Source organism: Caviibacterium pharyngocola (assembly GCF_002795405.1).
GTDB lineage: Bacteria > Pseudomonadota > Gammaproteobacteria > Enterobacterales > Pasteurellaceae > Caviibacterium > Caviibacterium pharyngocola.
Window position 1 is genome coordinate 310,400 of sequence record NZ_PHGZ01000013.1, and the last position, 18,570, is coordinate 328,969.

Below are 18,570 nucleotides of genomic sequence, written 5' to 3' on the forward strand. Positions count from 1 at the left end.
GCAAAGGATTCGGCAAGAGAAAAGCCGGTTATCAGGTTTTGCGATGTGCCGCAATTACCGCTTGCCCTAAACTTAATCCGCCGTCGCCCATTGGAAATTGATGGGCGCTGAGGACGCAAAAATCGCGTAAATTTTCTTTTAATAACCGGCGCAGTAATTGATTGTGCATTACGCCGCCGGAAAGTACGATGGTGCGGCATCGGTGAATTTTCGCTTGTTGCGCAGCGAGTTCGGCGAAACCTTGAGCTAAAGCATAATGAAAGGCGAAGGCTTTTTCCGCGCGATCTTCGTGATAGTTCAGCCACGTTTGCCAGAAGGTTTTTAAATCCAGTTGATTGCCGATCAACGGCATTTTAACCGGAATTTCCACCGCACTTTTATACGCCAATAGATGACGATTTAATCTTGAATTTTCCGCCAAAACCTCCAAACGACACGCTGCTTCGCCTTCCCAGCTCAAACGATCGTGTATGAGGTAAAGCCCGTAAGCCACGGCGTCGAAAAGTCTGCCGGCAGAGGAGGCTTTCGGCGAATTAAGCCCGCGTTCGACGGCGACAGAAAGCAGTTGCCAGTCTTTCTCGACGCAAGTTTCGGTTAAGATTTCTCGATAATGCGGCACGAATTGTTGTAAATGCGCCAGCCAGTTTCGCCAAGGTTGTTGCGCGGCAAGATCGCCGCCCGGCAAGGCGACGGCAGGTAAACCGCCCAAATGGTGACATTGTTGATAATCGACCAACAAACATTCGCCGCCCCATAATTGTCCGTTTTCGCCCATTCCAATGCCGTCCAGCGCCAGCCCGATTACCGGTTCGCTGCAGTGATGTTCCGCCATTACGCTGACGATATGGGCGTGATGGTGCAAAATTTCGACACAAGGCAAATTCAGTTGCGCGGCGAGATCTTTACCGGTTTGAGTGGAAAAATAACCGCTATGCGCATCCACTGCGATTTTGTCCGCTTGGAATTGATAGATTTGGCGAAACAGATCAATATTATCGACCAGTTGTTGCTGAACCGGTTCGTTTGAGGTATCGCCGATATGTTGGCTCACCACCGCTTTATTGCGGCGTAATAAACAAAAGGTATTTTTCAGATCCGAACCGAGCGCTAACACGTTGGTTTCGCTCGGCGTCGCGAGTGAGGTTTCATCCGGCACATAGCCTCTGGCGCGTCGTAAAGTTTCGATGCCGTCAAAGGCGACGCGAATTAGGCTGTCGTCGGCGCGCTGTAAAATATCGCGGTTATGACATAGAAAGAAATCGGCTAAATCGGCTAATTTTTTCACCGCACTTTCATTATCCAGCACGGGCGGTTGTCCGCTCGGATTGGCGGAAGTCATCACCAACGGGCGATTGACGGCGCGCAATAACAAATGTTGCAACGGATTACTCGGCAACATTACGCCGATTTCTTGCAAATAAGGCGCGATTTCCGGCACGACTTTCGGCACTTTATTTCGATTAAGCAAAACAATCGGCGCGGCGGCGGAAGTGAGTTGCGCGATTTCTTGTTCGGTCAAGCAACGTAAAAAATCCAAACTCGGCACCATTACGGCGAAAGGCTTGGTCGGTCTGTGTTTGCGCCGACGCAGCTGTAGCACGATTTGTGCATTGGTTGCGTCGCAAGCCAAATGAAAACCGCCGATACCTTTCACTGCGATAATCTTGCCTTGTTGCAATAAAAGTGCGGTGCGTTTTAGCGCATCTTCGTTTTCATCAAGCGTTTGCCAACGATCGCTTAACCAAATATGCGGTCCGCAAAGGGAGCAAGCGTTCGGCTGGGCGTGGAAACGACGATCGGCGGGATTTTTATATTCCGCTTCACATTGCGGGCAAAACGGAAATGATGCCATTGAAGTATTTTTGCGATCGTAAGGAATCGCCTTGATAATGGTAAAACGCGGGCCGCAATGGGTGCAGTTGGTAAAAGGGTAGTGATAGCGGCGGTTAGCGGGATCGAACAAATCGGCGAGACAATGCGGACAGGTGGCGGCGTCGGCAATAATTTGCGTATCCATTGCATTATTTTCGCTTTCGCGGATCACAAATTCTTCGCTCGGCACCGACTGCCACGTTTGTTCGCGACGAATGATTTCCGTAATTTGCGCCAAAGGCGGCAGTTGGCTTTGTAAATCGGCAAGAAATTGTTCAAGTGCGGTGCTTTCCGGCTGAAAAAATCGAATTAAAACGCCTTGCCCGTCATTATTTACATCGCCTTTGAGCGCATATTTGTTGGCAAGCAACCAAACGAAAGGGCGAAAACCGACGCCTTGCACTTTACCTTTAATTCGCAATTCAATCTCTTGCATAACGCCGCCTTATTTTTGATTTAAGCCCAGAAAATCACCGACTTCGTGCTCCAGTTGACTCATTGCGATCAGGGCTTCTTGGGTTTGTTTGGCTTCTTCTTCGTCAATAACGGTCATTGCAAAACCGACGTGCACCAATACCCATTTGCCCAGCAATGTGGTGGGATCATCATCGCAAATTAGCGAAATGTTGACTTCTCTTTTCACACCGCAAACATCCACCACAGCGAGCTGCAAAGCGCTGTCCGCCACTTGAACGATTTGTCCGGGAATACCTAAACACATAATTAATCCTTACCGACATTCGAATGATGACGAATTTGTTACATTTATTTGGTTTTTTATGTGGAATTAGTTTATCACAGAAATTAACGTGGTGATATTTAAAGGATTTTAAATTTTATGGAAAATTCAACGGTTTGATTTGTTTAACATTTTTTTAAAAATAAACAAGATTCTTTAGCATTAAATTAAATTTATTTACCTTTAATTAGATCACGAATTTTGAATATGAAAATATTTATGATCTCAATCAAAAATTCGTAATTTTCTCTCTTGAGGTTTAATTTTTTTTGGGAGTATCCTTACACTCGGAGTGGTTATTTTTTTGGTATATATCTATATATTAAGGGGGAGAGAATGAACCGTTTTGTTATCGGTGATCCTAAAGGATGCATTGGATGCAACACCTGTATGGCTGCTTGTAGTGAAGTTCATAAAGCCTTCGGCTTGCAATCTCATCCGCGTTTGGAAGTAATGCGTAACGACGATATTACCGTGCCGATTTTATGCCGGCATTGTGATGACGCGCCTTGTGCTACGGTATGCCCGGTGCACGCGATTACGCATAAAAATCAAACGATTCAACTTAACGAAAGTCTTTGTATCGGTTGCAAACTTTGTGCGATTGCTTGTCCGTTCGGTGCGATTACGCAACACGGCAGCGCGCCGGTGGATGCACCGACTTATTACGAACATTTTTCTTTTCAAGATGCAGTAGCGCGCGATATTCGCACTGCGCCGAATAATACCGACGTACACAATATGTTGGCGTGGCAGCCAGGCGTAAGAGCCGTTGCGGTGAAATGCGATCTTTGCTATTTCCGCGAGGACGGTCCCGCTTGCGTGCAAACCTGTCCGACAAAAACCTTATTTTTAATTAGTGACGAAAGTATCAAACAAGCGAATCAAGCTAAACGGGAATTGGCAATGAGCGCATCGCCGGCAATTCCGAAATAGTGAGATTTTTAATCAATGGAGTGAATTATGAGTTATCCGATAAGCTTACTCATCACTGCCTTGTTGATTTATATCGTTGGTGCGTTTGTTTCCCTTTGCGTAAGTCGAAACGAACAACTTTCAATCAATATATCCGGCGTGACCGGTATCATTGGTGGAGCATTGGGCATTTTAGCCTGCGCCCCCGTTCTAATGAGCAGCAATGCAGTTACTGACGTATTTCACACACCTTTTGAATTTGCTCGATTTTCAATCCGTTTAGACGGTCTTGCCGCCTTTATGGTGTGTGTGATTTCTTTATTGGTTATTGTGACCGCACTTTATTCCTTTTCCTATGTTCGCGAATACAAAGGTAAAGGCGCCGGCACAATGGGCTTTTTTATGAATATCTTTATCGCCTCAATGGTTGCCTTGGTGGTCAGTGATAACGCCTTTTATTTCTTAGTGTTCTTTGAAATGATGTCGTTAGCGTCTTATTTCCTTGTGTTAACCGAACAAGACGATAATTCGGTAAATGCCGGCTTATTATATTTCTTTATTGCACACGCCGGTTCCGTGTTGATTATGATCGCCTTTTTCATTTTCTATTGCTACGCAGACAGCTTTGAATTTGAAGCCTTCCGACACACCGAGCTTTCCTCCCCGTTAGGATTTACCGTGTTTATGCTCGCATTCCTCGGATTCGGTGCAAAAGCAGGGATGATTCCGTTACACGGTTGGTTGCCGAAAGCGCACCCTGCGGCACCGTCGCACGCTTCCGCATTAATGTCCGGCGTAATGGTGAAAATCGGGATCTTCGGTATCATTAAAGTCGGAATCGATTTGCTCGGCGCGACAAATTTATGGTTCGGCGTGATCGTTTTAGGTTTCGGTGCGGTATCTTCTGTTCTCGGCGTACTTTATGCCCTTGCCGAACACGATATTAAAAAATTATTGGCATATCACACCGTAGAAAACGTCGGTATTATTATGATGGGCGTCGGCGTCGGAATGATCGGCATTGCGATTCATCATCCGGTGCTTGCCGTGGTCGGCTTGCTCGGCGGATTGTACCATTTGTTAAACCACGCCGTATTCAAAGGATTATTATTCCTCGGCGCCGGTTCGATTATGTATCGTCTGCACACCAAAGATATGGATTTAATGGGCGGCTTGGGCAAATTAATGCCTTACACCGCGTTTTGTTTCTTAATTGGCACAATGGCGATTTCCGCCTTACCGCCGTTTAACGGTTTTGTCAGCGAATGGTTTACTTATCAATCGCTTTTCTCACTTAGCCAAGAATCACATATCGCTTTAAAACTCGCCGGCCCGATTGCCATTATTATGCTTGCGTTGACCGGTGCCTTAGCCGCCTTGTGTTTCGTGAAAGTGTATGGCATCAGTTTCGGCGGAATGCCGCGTAGCGAAAAAGCGGCGCAAGCCCGCGAAGTGCCGAAACCGATGGTTTGGGCAATGGCGATCTTAGCGCTTTGCTGCGTATTATTGGGCGTTGGCGCCTCTGTCGTGACCCCGATTATCGCGCAAATTTCTACCGCACTTTCACATAGCGAATCCTTCCCGTTGGTGCAAAATACCTTGCTGGTTTCTTCCGACAAACCTTATACCGCGCTTTCCACACCGATGATCACCATTATGTTGGTCGCCTTCTTCTTGGTGCCGTTCGCTTATTATGCAATGACGAAAAAAGCGCGTCTTACGGATCGGGCGAAGGGCAATCCTTGGGCGTGCGGTTATGCTTATGAACCGGATATGGCGGCATCGGCGGGCAGCTTTACGCGTCCGTTACGCACAATGTTTAAACCGCTTTATACGTTGCGTCGCTTATTGGATCCGGCGCCGCTCGGACAAAAAGGCATTAATGCGACGGTTAACGGCGCAACGAAATTAGAACCGGTTTGGGAAGAACAGATCACAATGCCGATAGGACGGTTGATTCCGCGCATTGCAGAAAAATTGCAATGGTTACAAGGCGGCGATTTCCGCGTCTATTGCGTCTATTTCGTGATTGCGTTGGTCGTATTGTTACTCACCACGGCGATGATGTAAGGAGTTCGGAATGATGACATTACCTTCAGAAGTTGCAACCTCCGCCGGAATGTTTTGCTTGGCGGTGCTACAAGCGGTTTTATTACTGTTATTAGCACCACTGTTTTCCGGTATTTCCCGAATGATTCGCGCGCGTATTCAATCCCGTCGCGGGCCGGGAATTTTACAAGATTATCGTGACATTGCGAAATTAATGAAACGGCAAAATGTCTTGCCGGACAACGCGGGATTCGTTTCAAACGTAATGCCTTATGTGCTAATCGCCAGCGTTGCGGTGATTGCGATGAGCTTGCCGTTATTCACCTTGGCTTCACCTTTCGGCGCAGGCGGCGATTTGATTACCGCGATTTATCTATTCGCCTTATTTCGTTTCTTCTTTTCCATTGCCGGACTGGATAGCAACAGCACCTTCTCCGGTTTGGGCGCAAGCCGCGAAGTTACCCTCGGCGTGTTGGTCGAACCGATGTTAATGCTTGCCTTATTAGTGGTAGCGTTAATCGTCGGATCCACCAATTTCGGCGTGATTGGTGCCACACTCGCAACGCAACCGTGGAGCTATCCCGTTGCGACGATTATGGCGTTAATCGCAAGCGCGTTTGCCGTGTTTATCGAAATGGGCAAAATTCCCTTTGATTTGGCGGAAGCGGAACAAGAATTACAAGAAGGCCCGTTGACCGAATATTCCGGCCCGGCGCTCGCTTTAATCAAAATCGGCTTAAGCTTGAAATCAATGGTGGTCGCGGCGATTTTCGTCAGCGTGTTGTTTCCTTTCGGCGCTGCGGCGGAACTCAGCCTAAGTGCGGTGATTTTCGGCGTTGTTTTCTTCTTCGTGAAATTATTGATTGCCTACGTCATCGCGTGTGTGATCGAAAATAGCGTCGCGCGTACAAGATTTATGCTGGCAGGTCGCTTTACCGCCGTCGGTTTCGGTATTTCCGTCTTGGCGTTCGTTTTTTATCTCACGGGATTGTAAGGAGGAAAAATGGAATCTTTAGCTCTAATTACAATCGTGTTGCCTTTTGTCGGCGCGTTGTTGGTCGGTGCGAATAAAACGCACTTTGCCAAACTTGCCGTTGTTATTGCCGCCGTGGCTACGCTGTTCAGCCTATTATTAGCGCAACAATGGTATGCCAACGGTCAATCAAGCCTGAGTTATGATCTGGTGGTATTCGGACAAACGGTAATTTTCGGCGTCACCTTGGATGCGGTCAGCACCTTAATCTGCTTCGCGGTGGTCGCCCTCGGATTTTTGATTATTCTTTATTCTTGCGGCTATTTAACCGACAAAAACCGCGAACATCCGCACAACGGCTTGCCGCGTTTTTATGCATTGTTATTGGTTTTCGTCGGTGCAATGGCGGGCTTGGTGCTATCTTCCACCTTAATCGGGCAGTTGCTGTTCTTTGAAATTACCGGCGCTTGTTCGTGGGGATTGATCAGCTATTATCAAACACCGAAAGCAATGGCTTCGGCGATGAAAGCCTTGATCATCACACACGTCGGCGCTATCGGCTTATATCTTGCCGCCGCCTTTTTGTTCAGCAAATCGGGTACATTCTCACTTACCGCATTAGAACACTTAGATCCGGCAAGCAAAACCATCGTGCTATTCGGTGTTATGTTTGCCGCTTGGGGCAAATCGGCACAATTACCGATGCAAATTTGGTTACCGAACGCAATGGAAGCACCGACACCGGTGAGTGCTTATTTGCACGCCGCCTCAATGGTGAAAGTCGGGGTATATATTTTCGCTCGCGCCGTAATGTCGGCGGGTGAAATTCCGCACATTGTCGGCGAAGTCGGAATGGGAATGGCGATGATCACCTTGATTTACGGCTTTTTAATGTATTTGCCGCAAACGGATTTAAAACGCTTATTGGCGTATTCGACCATTACCCAGCTCTCTTATATTTTCATCGGGTTATCCTTGGCAGCATTGGGATCTAAACTCGCCTTTATTGCCGCCATCGCTTACATTTTTAACCACGCCTTTGCGAAAAGCTTATTTTTCCTTGTTGCCGGTTCGCTCAGTTATGCCACAGGCACACGGATAATGCCGCGCTTACAAGGCATTATGCGCACAATGCCGCTTGTCGGCGTCGGTTTCGGAATCGCCGCCTTGGCGATTGCCGGTGTGCCGCCGTTTAACGGATTTTTCAGCAAATTTCCGTTATTTGCCGCCGGATTCGCTTTGGGAGCTGACGCAGGCTGGATCACTGTGTTGATGATCATCGCCTTGCTGGAAAGTATCGGCACCTTCGTTTGGTTGCTGTATAAATTCGGTCAATGCGTGATCGGTGAACCGTCCGATGAAGTTGCGAAAGCCCAACCGTTACCGTTGTCAATGACCGTCGTGTTAGTGATTTTAATGGTAATGTCCGTCTGTTCGAGCGCGATTGCCGCGTGGTGGCTGGGTTAAGGGGGAATTATGTTGATGATTAATACCTTGGCGGGATTATTGATTCTAACCTCGCTTTGCGTAATTGCGATGAAAACGGCGAAAAAATCCGCAATATTCTACGCGTTACAATCACTCGTGTTGGTGTTGTTATTTCTCTGTCTTGCCGGCGAAATGCAAGCGCACGAACTTTATATGTGGTCGATCGGCGCATTTATTACCAAAGTGGTTTTAGTGCCCGCTATTTTGATTTACGCCACGAAAAAATTAAACGAAAGCGCGACGCCGAGCGGGCTAAACGCCGTGTGGTTGATTCCGATAACCGCGCTTATCGTGGTGTTGTGCTATTGGGTGGTCAGCCCGATCAATCTGCCTTTGGCGGAATCGCTTAAACCGGTGTTATCCGTTTCTCTCGGTCATTTCTTATTGGGATTGGTTTGCATTGTCAGTCAACGCAATATTCTCAAACAAGTATTCGGTTATTGCTTAATGGAAAATGGCTCGCATTTAACGCTTGCCTTGCTTGCCAACAAAGCACCGGAACTGGTGGAAATCGGCATTGCGACGGACGCCTTGTTCGCAGTGATTATTATGGTGTTATTGGTAAATAAGATTTATTTAAAAATCAATACGTTGGATGCCAAAGAACTGACAGGATTGAAGGGGTGACGCTATGTTTGAATTAGGTTGGATCTATGCATTATTACTCGCACCTTTATGCGTTTCGATTGCCTGTTTTGCCACGATCAAATTAAAAAATCCGAAAATTTGCACCGCACTTCATCTCACCGGATTAGTGTTGTTGTTTATTTTTTCGATGAAAGTGATCGCCGGCGTGTTATCGCAAGGCACTTTAATCGCCTTGAATAATTGGATTTATATCGATGCGTTATCGGCGATTTTTATCGGCTTAATCGGTATTGTCGGCGTATTGGCGGGCGTGTATTCCGTCGGTTATATCAACACCGAATTGGCGCGCGGGCATTTGGATGAACGAGGCAATCATTTATATCACGGATTTTTGCATTTGTTCTTCTTCACAATGCTGCTTTCCGTAACCACCAACAACGTGATTTTAATGTGGGTCGGCATTGAAGCGACCACATTAAGCTCGGCGTTTTTGGTCGGAATTTATGCCCATCGCACTGCCTTGGAAGCCGCGTGGAAATACATCATTATTTGCTCCGTGGGGGTGGCGTTCGGTTTATACGGAACGATTTTAACCTTCTCCGATGCAAACACCTTATTGAGCGATCCGAGCCAAGCGATTTTCTGGTCGGCAATCAATCAACAAGCGCAAGGACTCAATCCGACGTTAATGCATTTGGCATTCGTGTTTATTTTGATCGGTTTCGGCACGAAGTGCGGTCTTTTTCCGATGCATACTTGGTTGCCGGATGCGCACAGTGAAGCGCCGAGTCCGGTCAGTGCGATTTTATCCGCCGTGTTATTAAATTGCGCAATGTTGGTAGTGTTACGCTATTACATTTTAGTGTCGAAAGCTGTCGGACCGGATTATCCGCAAACCTTGTTGTTGGTGTTCGGATTGTTATCCACCGGTATTGCGTCTTTCTTCATTATTATGCAACACGATATTAAACGTAAATTGGCTTACCACAGTATCGAAAATATGGGGTTAATCGGCTTTGCCTTCGGCTTAGGCGGTCCTATCGGAATGTTTGCCGGTTTATTGCACACCATTACCCACAGTTTGGCGAAAGCCCTATTATTCTGCGCATCAGGCAATATTTTATTGAAATATCATTCGCGTGATATTCAAAATGTGCGCGGAATGTGGGTGGCGTCACCGATCACTGCAGTGTTATTTGCCGGCGGCGCGTTAGCTTTGGGTGGCGTGCCGCCGTTCGGAATGTTTGCCAGTGAGTTCGCCATTGTGGTTGCCGGTATTTATTCGGGCAATGTCGGATTAGCTGTGCTTTGCTTAATTTTCTTAACGATTGCCTTAGCGGGTTTAACCACTATGCTGCTAAAAACCGTATTAGGTAAACCGACGGAAGGCGTTGAAATCGGCGAAAGCGATAAAAGTTCATTGGTCGTCTTGGCGATTTATTTACTTTTATTGCTGGCAATGGGGGTTTATATCGGCGAGCCGATTTTGCAATTATTAAAAACGTCGGTGGGCATTATTTTAGGACAAGAAAACCTGTCTTTCGGTGAAATGTTGGTATTACCTTGGCAAAGCCTAGGTCAGTAAATCGGGGGGAGAGAAAATGGAATTAACGAAAAATACGACGGTCGATCCGACCCGAATGCTTGGTAAAAATTATATTGAAGCGGTTCACACAAAATTTCCGCATACGCTTTTAGATGAAGAATGGTCCACGCCGAATCAGGTTACGCTAACCGTAAAAACCAATATGTTGCCTGATGTGGTCGCCTATCTTTATTACGAACACGAAGGCTGGTTGCCGCTGGTTTTCGGTAATGACGAACGGTCGATTCACGGCAATTATGCGGTGTATTACGTTTTATCAATGGAAGGCGAAGTTAAAACCTTCGTCACGATTAAAGCCTTGGTAGATCCGGTTTCCTTAGAATTTCCGTCCGTAACGCCGAAAGTGCCTGCCGCCGTTTGGGGCGAACGGGAACTGTTCGATATGTTCGGTTTAAAAGCCGTGGGCTTGCCGGATCAACGCCGCTTAGTGCTACCGGACGATTGGCCGGACGATTTACATCCGCTACGCAAAGATTCGATGGATTATCGCTTACGTCCGGATCCGACTACAGCGACGGAAACTTACGAATTCATCAATGAAAAAGGCGAAGCACGAATCGTACCGATCGGTCCGATGCATATTACTTCCGACGAACCGGGACATTTCCGTTTGTTTGTGGACGGTGAAGATATTATCGACGCGGATTACCGTTTATTCTATGTGCATCGCGGAATGGAGAAATTGGCGGAAACCCGAATGGGTTATGATGAAGTCACTTTCTTAGCGGATCGCGTGTGTGGAATCTGCGGCTTTACCCATAGCGTCGCCTATGCCAATTCCGTAGAAAACGCCTTGGGACTTGTAGTGCCGCAACGGGCGCAATGGATCCGCGCGATTTTGTTGGAAGTGGAACGCTTACACAGCCATTTATTAAATATCGGGCTATCCAGCCACTTTGTCGGCTTTGATACCGGTTTTATGCAATTTTTCCGCGTGCGCGAAAAATCAATGACCTTAGCGGAAATTCTGACCGGTGCGCGCAAAACCTACGGCATTAACCTAATTGGCGGCGTGCGACGCGATATGTTGAAACATCAACGTCAGGAATGTATCAAACTGATTCGCGAAATCCGCGACGGCGCTAAAGGCTTGATCGATATTTTATTAAGCACGCCGAATATCGAGCAACGCACGGTAAATATCGGACGCTTGGAAAAAAATATCGCGCGCGATTACAGTCCGGTCGGGCCGATGGTGCGCGGCAGCGGCTTTGCGCGCGACGTGCGTAAAGTGCATCCGTTCTCCGGTTACGGCGAAGTGCCTTTCGACATTTTTACCGAACAAAATTGCGATGTAATGTCGCGTCTTTCCGTGCGCATTAAAGAATTGTTCGAAAGTATCAACATTATCGAATATATGGTGGATAACCTACCGAACGGTGAATTATTGGCGGAAGGTTTCACCTACAAACCGGGTCGTTTTGCTCTCGGCATTACCGAAGCGCCGCGCGGTGAGGATATTCACTGGTCAATGTTGGGCGATAACCAAAAATTATACCGTTGGCGCTGTCGAGCGGCGACTTATGCGAACTGGCCGGTGTTGCGCTATATGTTGCGCGGCAACACGGTTTCCGACGCGCCGTTAATTATCGGCAGCGTGGATCCTTGTTATTCCTGTACCGACCGCGTGACCGTCGTGGATGTGCGCAAACGCCAAGCCAAAACCGTCGAATACAAAGAAATCGAACGTTACGGCATCGAGCGTAAAAATTCACCGTTGAAATAGGGAGGCGCAGAATGTTTAAGTTACTTAAAACAGTATTTAAAACCGGCGACGCCACCACGAAATATCCGTTTAAACCCTATGAAACGGATCCGGATTTTCGCGGTAAACCGGAATTGGATTCCGCGCAATGTATCGTGTGCGGCGCCTGCACAATGGCGTGTCCGGCAAATGCCTTGACATTACGCACAGATACGCAAAACGGCGAACGCACTTGGTCATTATTTTTAGGACGCTGTATTTTTTGCGGACGCTGCGAAGAAGTGTGCCCGACCAAAGCTATTCGGTTAACGCAAGATTTCGAATTATCGGTTTGCAATAAACAGGATTTGTATCAAGAAACCACTTTCGGCACGACGAATTGTCAACAATGCGGCAAGCCGTTTACATCCGATAAAGAACTCAATTATACCATCGAATTATTGCGGCAAAGTGCGGTGGATCCTGCGCAAATTTCGCAAAAATTGGCGGTGTTGCACACTTGTCCGGATTGTAAACGTCAAAATAGTTTGGAAAAAACCGCAGAAATCGAAACGCATATGCGCGTAAAACTCGCAATGTTCCGGCACAACGGAGGATCAAAATGAATACGCAAATTCCTATGCCGGTAAACGGTATTTCTACGCCGTTCAGCGTGGATGAACAACTGGCGAAAATGAAACAAACCTTATTGAAGGATATTCAACGTTCGGCTTATGTTTATCGCGTTGACTGCGGCGGCTGCAACGGGTGCGAAATCGAAATTTTCAGCACTATTACACCGACTTTCGACGCAGAACGTTTCGGGATTAAAGTGGTGGCTTCGCCGCGTCACGCCGATATTTTGTTATTTACCGGCGCGGTAACGCGGGCAATGCGCACGCCGGCAATGCGCGCTTATCAAGCGGCGCCGGATCCGAAAATCTGTATTTCTTACGGCGCTTGCGGTTGCGGCGGCGGGATTTTCCACGATCTGTATTGCGTGTGGGGCGGCAGCGATCAAATCGTGCCGATCGACGTGTATATTCCGGGTTGCCCGCCGACACCGGCGGCGACTATTTACGGCTTTGCAATGGCGTTGGGCTTGTTGGATCAAAAATTAAAAGGCAAACAAGAAAAAGCCGATCCGAACGTGCAGGCGCAAGTGCGCTTCCCGACCATTCCTTATGATTTACGCGTCAGCATTGAGCGTGAAGCGCGCCGTTTGGCGGGGTATCGTCAGGGCGGGGATTTAGCCGACAAATTTATGCAAATGATGACGGAAAAACAGGATATTCCGTTCGGCGTGCGTTTGGGCGAATATTTGGAAAGAGAAGGGGATCCGCGTTTAAGCGAAATTTTAAATCGGTTACACGCCATTAGCCTGCCGTTTTCAGGATAAGGAAATCAAATGTCGCAAGTTATTTTTTATTTGTTGAATCAACGATTCGTCGAAAACGAAGAGCAAGTGCCGGAGCAAGCGCAGCAAGTAATGTATTACTCTCTCGCGATCGGGCATCACGTCGGCGTAATCGACTGCTTTAAAAAATTGTTGGTGTGCGATTATGCAAGCTATCAACAATTCGTCGAAAGTTTTGCCGAAGGCGAAGCGAAACGCAAATTCGTCGGATTAATTCGTTTCGGCGAAATTATGATCGACAGCAGCCACGTTAATTTATTAGCGAAAGCATTGGATGACAACCGCGCGAATTTCAGCGCGGAACATCAACAATGGGCGAGCTGTTTAATGGACGCCTTGGCGGCGATTCAGCAAGAACCGGTAATGTACATTATGGTGAAACGACGCGATGACAAATGAAAATGTAATGCTGGCAGTGGGCAATTCGATGATGGCCGATGATGGTGCCGGTCCGTTGCTTTATCAATTAATGCAAGAAAATCCGTTGGAAAATTGGACCGCACTTGACGGCGGATCCGCACCGGAAAACAGCGCGCACATTGTGCGCGAACTGAAACCGAAACGCCTGTTAATCGTGGATGCGGCGGATATGGCGTTGGCGCCGGGCGAAATTCGTTTGATTGATAAAGAAAGTATCGCCGAAATGTTTTTTATGAGCACGCATAATTTACCGCTTAATTTTTTAATCGAGCAGTTGGAGGAAGATGTCGAACAAGTGATTTTCTTGGGGATTCAACCTGACATTGTTTCCTTCGCATTTCCGATGACGGAAAAAGTAAAAAGTGCGGTGCAAAATGTTTATGATTTTTTAAAAAATCAGGGGGATTTTACAACAATTTCAGCGTTGTAAAATGAGTCGTATAGGGTATTAGCTTAAATAATAAGGACATTCATTATGAAAAAAGTGATTACTGTCTGTCCGTATTGCGCGTCCGGTTGTAAGATCAATCTGCTGGTCGAAAACAACAAAATTGTGGGTGCGGAAGGCGCAAACGGGAAAACAAACGAAGGCGAACTTTGTTTGAAAGGGTATTACGGATGGGATTTCGTACACGATACGAAAATTCTCACACCGCGTTTAACCCAGCCGATGATTCGCTATAAACGCGGCGAGCCGTTTACTCCGGTGAGTTGGGAAGAGGCGATTTCGTATTCTGCGAAACGCTTAATGGAAATCCAACAAAAATACGGTAAAGAATCTATTATGGTGACGGGTTCTTCGCGCGGGCCGGGCAACGAAGTGAACTATGTAATGCAAAAATTTGCCCGTGCGGTATTAGGAAATAACAACGTTGACTGTTGTGCGCGCGTTTGACACGGCCCTTCTGTAGCAGGTCTGCTCAAATCGGTCGGTAACGGCGCAATGTCCAACTCAATCGTTGAAATTGAAGATACCGAATGCGTGTTTATTTTTGGTTATAACGCCTCCACTTCTCACCCGATTGTGGCGAGACGAATTAATCACGCAAAACAAAAAGGCGCAAAAATTATCGTATGTGATCCGCGTAAAATCGAAACCGCGCGTATCGCCGATATTTATGCACCGCTGGCAAACGGCAGTAACGTCGCTTTCTTAAATGCAATGATGAATGTGATTTTGGAAGAAAATCTGCAAGATCAAAAATTCATTGACGAACATACGGAAAACTTTGAATCCTTCTATGAAGTGGTGAAAAATTATACGCCGGAAAGTACCCGACATATTACGGGCATTGAACCGGAAATGTTACGCGAAATCGCCCGCACTTATGCGAAAGCGAAAACCGCCACGATCCTTTGGGGAATGGGCGTTTGCCAATTCCGTCAAGGGGTGGAAACCGTGCGTGCGTTGGCGAGTTTGGCAATGTTGACCGGTAATTTAGGTAAACCGAATGTGGGCGTGAATCCGGTTCGCGGACAAAATAACGTTCAAGGCGCTTGCGATATGGGCGCGTTATACAACACCTTACCGGGCTATCAACGCTTGGATGATCCGGTTGCAATGGCGAAATTTGCCAAAGCTTGGGGGGTGGCGGAATTAAATCCAAAACCGGGCGTACCGTTAAGCGAAGTGCCGCACGCGGTTAAAGAAGGAAAATTAAAAGCTTTCTACATTATGGGTGAAGATACCTTGCAAACCGAACCGGATCTGAATGCGATGAAACAAACTTTCAGAGATCTGGAATTTATCATCGTGCAAGATATTTTTATGACCCAAACCGCCGCCGAAGCGGACGTGATTTTCCCGGCGACCTCGTGTGCCGAACACGAAGGCGTGTACAGCGCCGCCGACCGCGGTTTCCAACGTTTCTATAAAGCGGTGGAGCCGGTGGGCGATGTGAAAGACGACTGGCAAATCATCAGCGAAATGGCAACGGCGATGGGCTATCCGATGCATTACAATAATACCAAAGAAATTTGGGATGAATTGCGTAATTTGTGTCCGATTTATAAAGGCGCAACTTACGAAAAAATGGAAGGATTGGCGTATATTCAATGGCCTTGCTATGACGAAGGTCCGGAAGATCAGGGCACGCAATATTTGTACAAAGGACAAATATTCGACCGTCCGAACGGCAAAGCGGATTTCTTCGCCTGCGATTGGTTGCCGCCGATGGAAGATCTCAGCGAAGAATTTCCATTGATTTTATCCACCGTGCGCGAAGTCGGACATTATTCCTGTCGTTCAATGACAGGTAACTGTCGCGCCTTAGCTGCATTGGCGGACGAACCGGGATTCGTTCAAATGAATGATCAAGACGCCGCCGAACTGGGTATTAAAAATAATGATCTGGTTTGGATCGCCTCCTCGCGCGGTAAAGTCATTTCGCGCGCCGACGTCAGTGCAAGAACGAATAAAGGCGCTTGCTATATGACGTACCAATGGTGGATCGGTAAATGTAACGAACTTACCGCCGAACATTTAAATCCGGGCTCAAGAACGCCGGAATATAAATACAGCGCGGTGCGTATCGAAAAAATCGATGATCAAAATTGGGCGGAACATTATGTGGTGACCGAATATGCGAAACTCAAAAATCGCTTAAAACACACCGCACTTGTGGCTTAATTTCGGCAATTCTGCAAATAAAATGCGCTATCGGAGGATGGCGCATCTTTTTTGCGTACAGTTTTTAATCATTTTACCGATTACGCCGAATAAAAAGGATGCCGTATTAAATGCATCCTTTCTAAAAGCCCATTAGGGTTATTTATGATCACAAAGATAAGATAGTAAATTATTTTCAAAGAAATCCAGCATACTGCCGATATCTTCCGTATTTCTCCACATATAGAAATTTTTTTCATATCCTTTATACCAAAAAGCGATTTCTCGGTTTCTTTTGGGATCCCTGGTGATATTACCGACAAGTACAAGCCAAAACGGCAGGATATCTTGTGATTCGATCTTACTTTCCTTGCGCAACAGATCAAGAATGCCGGGGGTAAAATATTTACAGCTTCTTTCGTGCGCATTGCCTCTTCCTGCCGAGGGATCTAATTCTTCCACCCAACCGTCTTGGCGTTTTATTTCACCGAATAAAGTTTTGCCGTTCAGTTTATTTTTTATGGCGAAATCCATTCGAATACCCCAACGATATTTGGAGGTATCGACATTATAAATTTCATTTAACACATCCTGAGGAAGTTGTTGCTCGGAATAGATAGTCGTGAAATTTTTCGGGTGAGAGATAACCTCAAACTGATCTGGATAAACGGCATTCAATGCATTTTGCAGAGCCGTTGTAAACATATCTTCCGTTTTGAGCGCTTTACGTCCGCTTATTGTCTGCCAATTTGATCTTTTTCTTAATTCGTTACTTGCCATTTACAGATCCTCAAATAACTCGGATAAACTCACGTTTAATCCGTCAGCCAGTTTTTTTAAATTCAGTAACGATACGTTTCTTCCTCCGACTTCAATCGAGGCAAGGTAACTTCTATCCATACCGATTTTTAGCGCTAAAGATTCTTGACTCAATCCTTCTCTAGCCCTAAGTTGCTTGATTCGCAAACCTAAATCTTCTAAAATCATAGAACCTCCAAGACTTAATTCTTGGATTTTTTTGTCAATGCAACAACGGTTTATAAGCAACAATCGGAGTGATTAATGCAAAAAAATAACAACATAAGCGGGTATTCCATTTACAATGTGGAAGCGAAAAAAAGAAAAAAACTCAATCCGCTGGAGGAAATTTATCCTCATTTACCCGAACGTAAATATGACATTATATATGCCGATCCGCCTTGGGATTACGGCGGAAAAATGCAATTTGATAAAACAAGTATAAAATCCGAAAACATTAATTTTGAAAAAGAAATATTTATTAGTTCGGCAAATTTTAAATATCCGACATTAAAATTAAAAGAACTTAAAGAATTAAATGTCGAATCGATAGCAAATGACGATTGTTTATTATTTATGTGGACGACAGGGCCGCATTTGGGAAATGCGATAGCGTTAGGCGAATCTTGGGGTTTCGAATATAAGACGGTGGCATTCGTATGGGATAAAATGATACATAATCCGGGACGATATACTTTATCACAAACCGAAATGTGTTTAGTCTTTAAAAAGAAAAACGGCAGAATACCCAGTCCGCGCGGCGCAAGAAATATTCGACAACTTATTTCGATAAAAAGAACCGCGCACAGTGAAAAACCTAAAGAAGTGATTGAAGGGATAACAAAAATGTTTCCGTTGCAAAATAAAATCGAATTGTTTGCTAGGAAAAATCACGTGGGTTGGGATAATTGGGGATTGGAAATTCCGGATTCGGAAATACAAATACTTTCTCAAGAGGAATATAATAATTGTGGAAATAAAACGTTGTAAAAATATTTTTTAATAAATAAAAGTGCGGTGAATTTAAAATTTTTTATTTCACCGCAATTTCTTTGATCCGAAATTCCGTACCGGTTTGGCGTTGGAGGTGAACGCTTTGGCAAATCGGGCAGCGGTCTTGATAGGCTTCGACTTCCACTTCTTTTTGGCATTGCCAACACCAAGCGCGAGCGGGTAGGTGAATAAAATGCAGTTGGCAATTTTCGGCAAGGGTGTCTTTGCGCATAATTTCAAAGCAAAATTCCACCGCACTTTGTTCCACGCAAGATAACGCGCCGATTTCCAACCAAATGTCGGTCACTTCCTTAATCGGGTGACGTTGACATTGCTGTTCGATAATTTCCATTATATTTTGGCACAGTGACATTTCGTGCATCGGGCGATTCCTTAAAAAGCAAAATCGGCATTGGAAAA

18 protein-coding genes are annotated in these 18,570 nt (G+C 46.1%); 13 read left to right on the top strand and 5 right to left on the bottom strand.

The features are described 5' to 3' along the window. Window positions 1–31: 31 nt before the first annotated feature. Window positions 32–2,308, bottom strand: a complete 2,277-nt coding sequence (gene hypF / locus CVP04_RS06880; protein WP_100296762.1) for a carbamoyltransferase HypF — start codon at window positions 2,306–2,308, stop codon at window positions 32–34. A 9-nt stretch (window positions 2,309–2,317) separates the two neighbouring features. Next, window positions 2,318–2,593: a hydrogenase maturation factor HybG gene (gene hybG / locus CVP04_RS06885; RefSeq protein ID WP_100296763.1), complete on the bottom strand. Its 276-nt coding sequence runs from the start codon at window positions 2,591–2,593 to the stop codon at window positions 2,318–2,320. Between the two features lie 354 nt (window positions 2,594–2,947). Between hybG and CVP04_RS06890 the strand changes: the two genes are divergently transcribed. The 12 genes from CVP04_RS06890 to fdhF are packed head-to-tail and all read left to right on the top strand — an operon-like array spanning window position 2,948 to window position 16,380. Beyond that, window positions 2,948–3,547, top strand: coding sequence for a 4Fe-4S dicluster domain-containing protein (locus CVP04_RS06890; RefSeq protein ID WP_100296764.1), 600 nt, complete (start codon window positions 2,948–2,950; stop codon window positions 3,545–3,547). Window positions 3,548–3,574: 27 nt separating this feature from the next. Next, window positions 3,575–5,596 (top strand): hydrogenase 4 subunit B, encoded by a 2,022-nt coding sequence (gene hyfB, locus CVP04_RS06895; protein WP_100296765.1) that lies wholly within the window; start codon window positions 3,575–3,577, stop codon window positions 5,594–5,596. 10 nt (window positions 5,597–5,606) lie between these two features. Then, window positions 5,607–6,569: a respiratory chain complex I subunit 1 family protein gene (locus CVP04_RS06900; RefSeq protein ID WP_100296766.1), complete on the top strand. Its 963-nt coding sequence runs from the start codon at window positions 5,607–5,609 to the stop codon at window positions 6,567–6,569. 9 nt (window positions 6,570–6,578) lie between these two features. Then, window positions 6,579–8,015: a hydrogenase 4 subunit D gene (locus CVP04_RS06905; protein WP_100296767.1), complete on the top strand. Its 1,437-nt coding sequence runs from the start codon at window positions 6,579–6,581 to the stop codon at window positions 8,013–8,015. Between the two features lie 9 nt (window positions 8,016–8,024). Beyond that, window positions 8,025–8,663 carry a hydrogenase 4 membrane subunit gene (hyfE, locus tag CVP04_RS06910; RefSeq protein ID WP_100296768.1) on the top strand — a complete coding sequence of 213 codons (639 nt, stop codon included), beginning with the start codon at window positions 8,025–8,027 and terminating at the stop codon, window positions 8,661–8,663. 4 nt (window positions 8,664–8,667) lie between these two features. Further along, a complete protein-coding gene (locus CVP04_RS06915; RefSeq protein WP_100296769.1) occupies window positions 8,668–10,209 on the top strand; it encodes a hydrogenase 4 subunit F in 1,542 nt (513 codons plus the stop codon). A gap of 16 nt (window positions 10,210–10,225) precedes the next feature. Next, window positions 10,226–11,956: a hydrogenase large subunit gene (locus CVP04_RS06920; RefSeq protein WP_100296770.1), complete on the top strand. Its 1,731-nt coding sequence runs from the start codon at window positions 10,226–10,228 to the stop codon at window positions 11,954–11,956. 11 nt (window positions 11,957–11,967) lie between these two features. Next, window positions 11,968–12,540, top strand: coding sequence for a formate hydrogenlyase complex iron-sulfur subunit (locus tag CVP04_RS06925; protein ID WP_100296771.1), 573 nt, complete (start codon window positions 11,968–11,970; stop codon window positions 12,538–12,540). Next, window positions 12,537–13,313, top strand: coding sequence for an NADH-quinone oxidoreductase subunit B family protein (locus tag CVP04_RS06930; RefSeq protein ID WP_100296772.1), 777 nt, complete (start codon window positions 12,537–12,539; stop codon window positions 13,311–13,313). The genes CVP04_RS06925 and CVP04_RS06930 overlap by 4 nt, the downstream gene beginning before the upstream one ends. A gap of 9 nt (window positions 13,314–13,322) precedes the next feature. Further along, window positions 13,323–13,730, top strand: a complete 408-nt coding sequence (locus tag CVP04_RS06935; protein ID WP_100296773.1) for a formate hydrogenlyase maturation HycH family protein — start codon at window positions 13,323–13,325, stop codon at window positions 13,728–13,730. After that, window positions 13,720–14,181, top strand: coding sequence for a hydrogenase maturation peptidase HycI (hycI, locus tag CVP04_RS06940; protein ID WP_100296774.1), 462 nt, complete (start codon window positions 13,720–13,722; stop codon window positions 14,179–14,181). Before CVP04_RS06935 ends, hycI begins: the two co-directional genes overlap by 11 nt. A gap of 45 nt (window positions 14,182–14,226) precedes the next feature. After that, entirely contained in the window at window positions 14,227–16,380 is a 2,154-nt protein-coding gene (fdhF, locus tag CVP04_RS06945; protein WP_100296775.1) for a formate dehydrogenase subunit alpha, read from the top strand. Between the two features lie 138 nt (window positions 16,381–16,518). Here fdhF and CVP04_RS06950 read toward each other — a convergent pair whose 3' ends face one another. After that, complete coding sequence (locus tag CVP04_RS06950) at window positions 16,519–17,139, bottom strand: MunI family type II restriction endonuclease (protein WP_100296776.1); 621 nt, start codon at window positions 17,137–17,139, stop codon at window positions 16,519–16,521. Further along, window positions 17,140–17,346 carry a helix-turn-helix domain-containing protein gene (locus CVP04_RS06955; protein ID WP_100296777.1) on the bottom strand — a complete coding sequence of 69 codons (207 nt, stop codon included), beginning with the start codon at window positions 17,344–17,346 and terminating at the stop codon, window positions 17,140–17,142. It abuts the gene before it with no gap. 75 nt (window positions 17,347–17,421) lie between these two features. Here CVP04_RS06955 and CVP04_RS06960 point away from each other — a divergent pair, with 75 nt between their 5' ends. Then, entirely contained in the window at window positions 17,422–18,147 is a 726-nt protein-coding gene (locus CVP04_RS06960; protein WP_100296778.1) for an MT-A70 family methyltransferase, read from the top strand. Window positions 18,148–18,190: 43 nt separating this feature from the next. Here the strand turns inward: CVP04_RS06960 and hypA are convergent, their stop codons facing one another. Further along, a complete protein-coding gene (hypA, locus tag CVP04_RS06965; protein ID WP_100296779.1) occupies window positions 18,191–18,532 on the bottom strand; it encodes a hydrogenase maturation nickel metallochaperone HypA in 342 nt (113 codons plus the stop codon). Between the last annotated feature and the right edge of the window lie 38 nt (window positions 18,533–18,570).

Excerpts from the sequence above, each read along its gene's own strand:
- hyfE (WP_100296768.1), top strand. The coding sequence starts at position 8,025 with ATGTTGATGATTAATACCTTGGCGGGATTATTGATTCTAACCTCGCTT.
- hyfB (WP_100296765.1), top strand. The coding sequence starts at position 3,575 with ATGAGTTATCCGATAAGCTTACTCATCACTGCCTTGTTGATTTATATC.
- CVP04_RS06930 (WP_100296772.1), top strand. The coding sequence starts at position 12,537 with ATGAATACGCAAATTCCTATGCCGGTAAACGGTATTTCTACGCCGTTC.
- CVP04_RS06900 (WP_100296766.1), top strand. The coding sequence starts at position 5,607 with ATGATGACATTACCTTCAGAAGTTGCAACCTCCGCCGGAATGTTTTGC.
- CVP04_RS06955 (WP_100296777.1), bottom strand. The coding sequence starts at position 17,346 with ATGATTTTAGAAGATTTAGGTTTGCGAATCAAGCAACTTAGGGCTAGA.
- hypA (WP_100296779.1), bottom strand. The coding sequence starts at position 18,532 with ATGCACGAAATGTCACTGTGCCAAAATATAATGGAAATTATCGAACAG.
- CVP04_RS06925 (WP_100296771.1), top strand. The coding sequence starts at position 11,968 with ATGTTTAAGTTACTTAAAACAGTATTTAAAACCGGCGACGCCACCACG.
- hybG (WP_100296763.1), bottom strand. The coding sequence starts at position 2,593 with ATGTGTTTAGGTATTCCCGGACAAATCGTTCAAGTGGCGGACAGCGCT.
- hycI (WP_100296774.1), top strand. The coding sequence starts at position 13,720 with ATGACAAATGAAAATGTAATGCTGGCAGTGGGCAATTCGATGATGGCC.
- CVP04_RS06960 (WP_100296778.1), top strand. The coding sequence starts at position 17,422 with ATGCAAAAAAATAACAACATAAGCGGGTATTCCATTTACAATGTGGAA.
- hypF (WP_100296762.1), bottom strand. The coding sequence starts at position 2,308 with ATGCAAGAGATTGAATTGCGAATTAAAGGTAAAGTGCAAGGCGTCGGT.
- CVP04_RS06890 (WP_100296764.1), top strand. The coding sequence starts at position 2,948 with ATGAACCGTTTTGTTATCGGTGATCCTAAAGGATGCATTGGATGCAAC.
- CVP04_RS06950 (WP_100296776.1), bottom strand. The coding sequence starts at position 17,139 with ATGGCAAGTAACGAATTAAGAAAAAGATCAAATTGGCAGACAATAAGC.
- CVP04_RS06905 (WP_100296767.1), top strand. The coding sequence starts at position 6,579 with ATGGAATCTTTAGCTCTAATTACAATCGTGTTGCCTTTTGTCGGCGCG.
- CVP04_RS06920 (WP_100296770.1), top strand. The coding sequence starts at position 10,226 with ATGGAATTAACGAAAAATACGACGGTCGATCCGACCCGAATGCTTGGT.
- CVP04_RS06935 (WP_100296773.1), top strand. The coding sequence starts at position 13,323 with ATGTCGCAAGTTATTTTTTATTTGTTGAATCAACGATTCGTCGAAAAC.
- CVP04_RS06915 (WP_100296769.1), top strand. The coding sequence starts at position 8,668 with ATGTTTGAATTAGGTTGGATCTATGCATTATTACTCGCACCTTTATGC.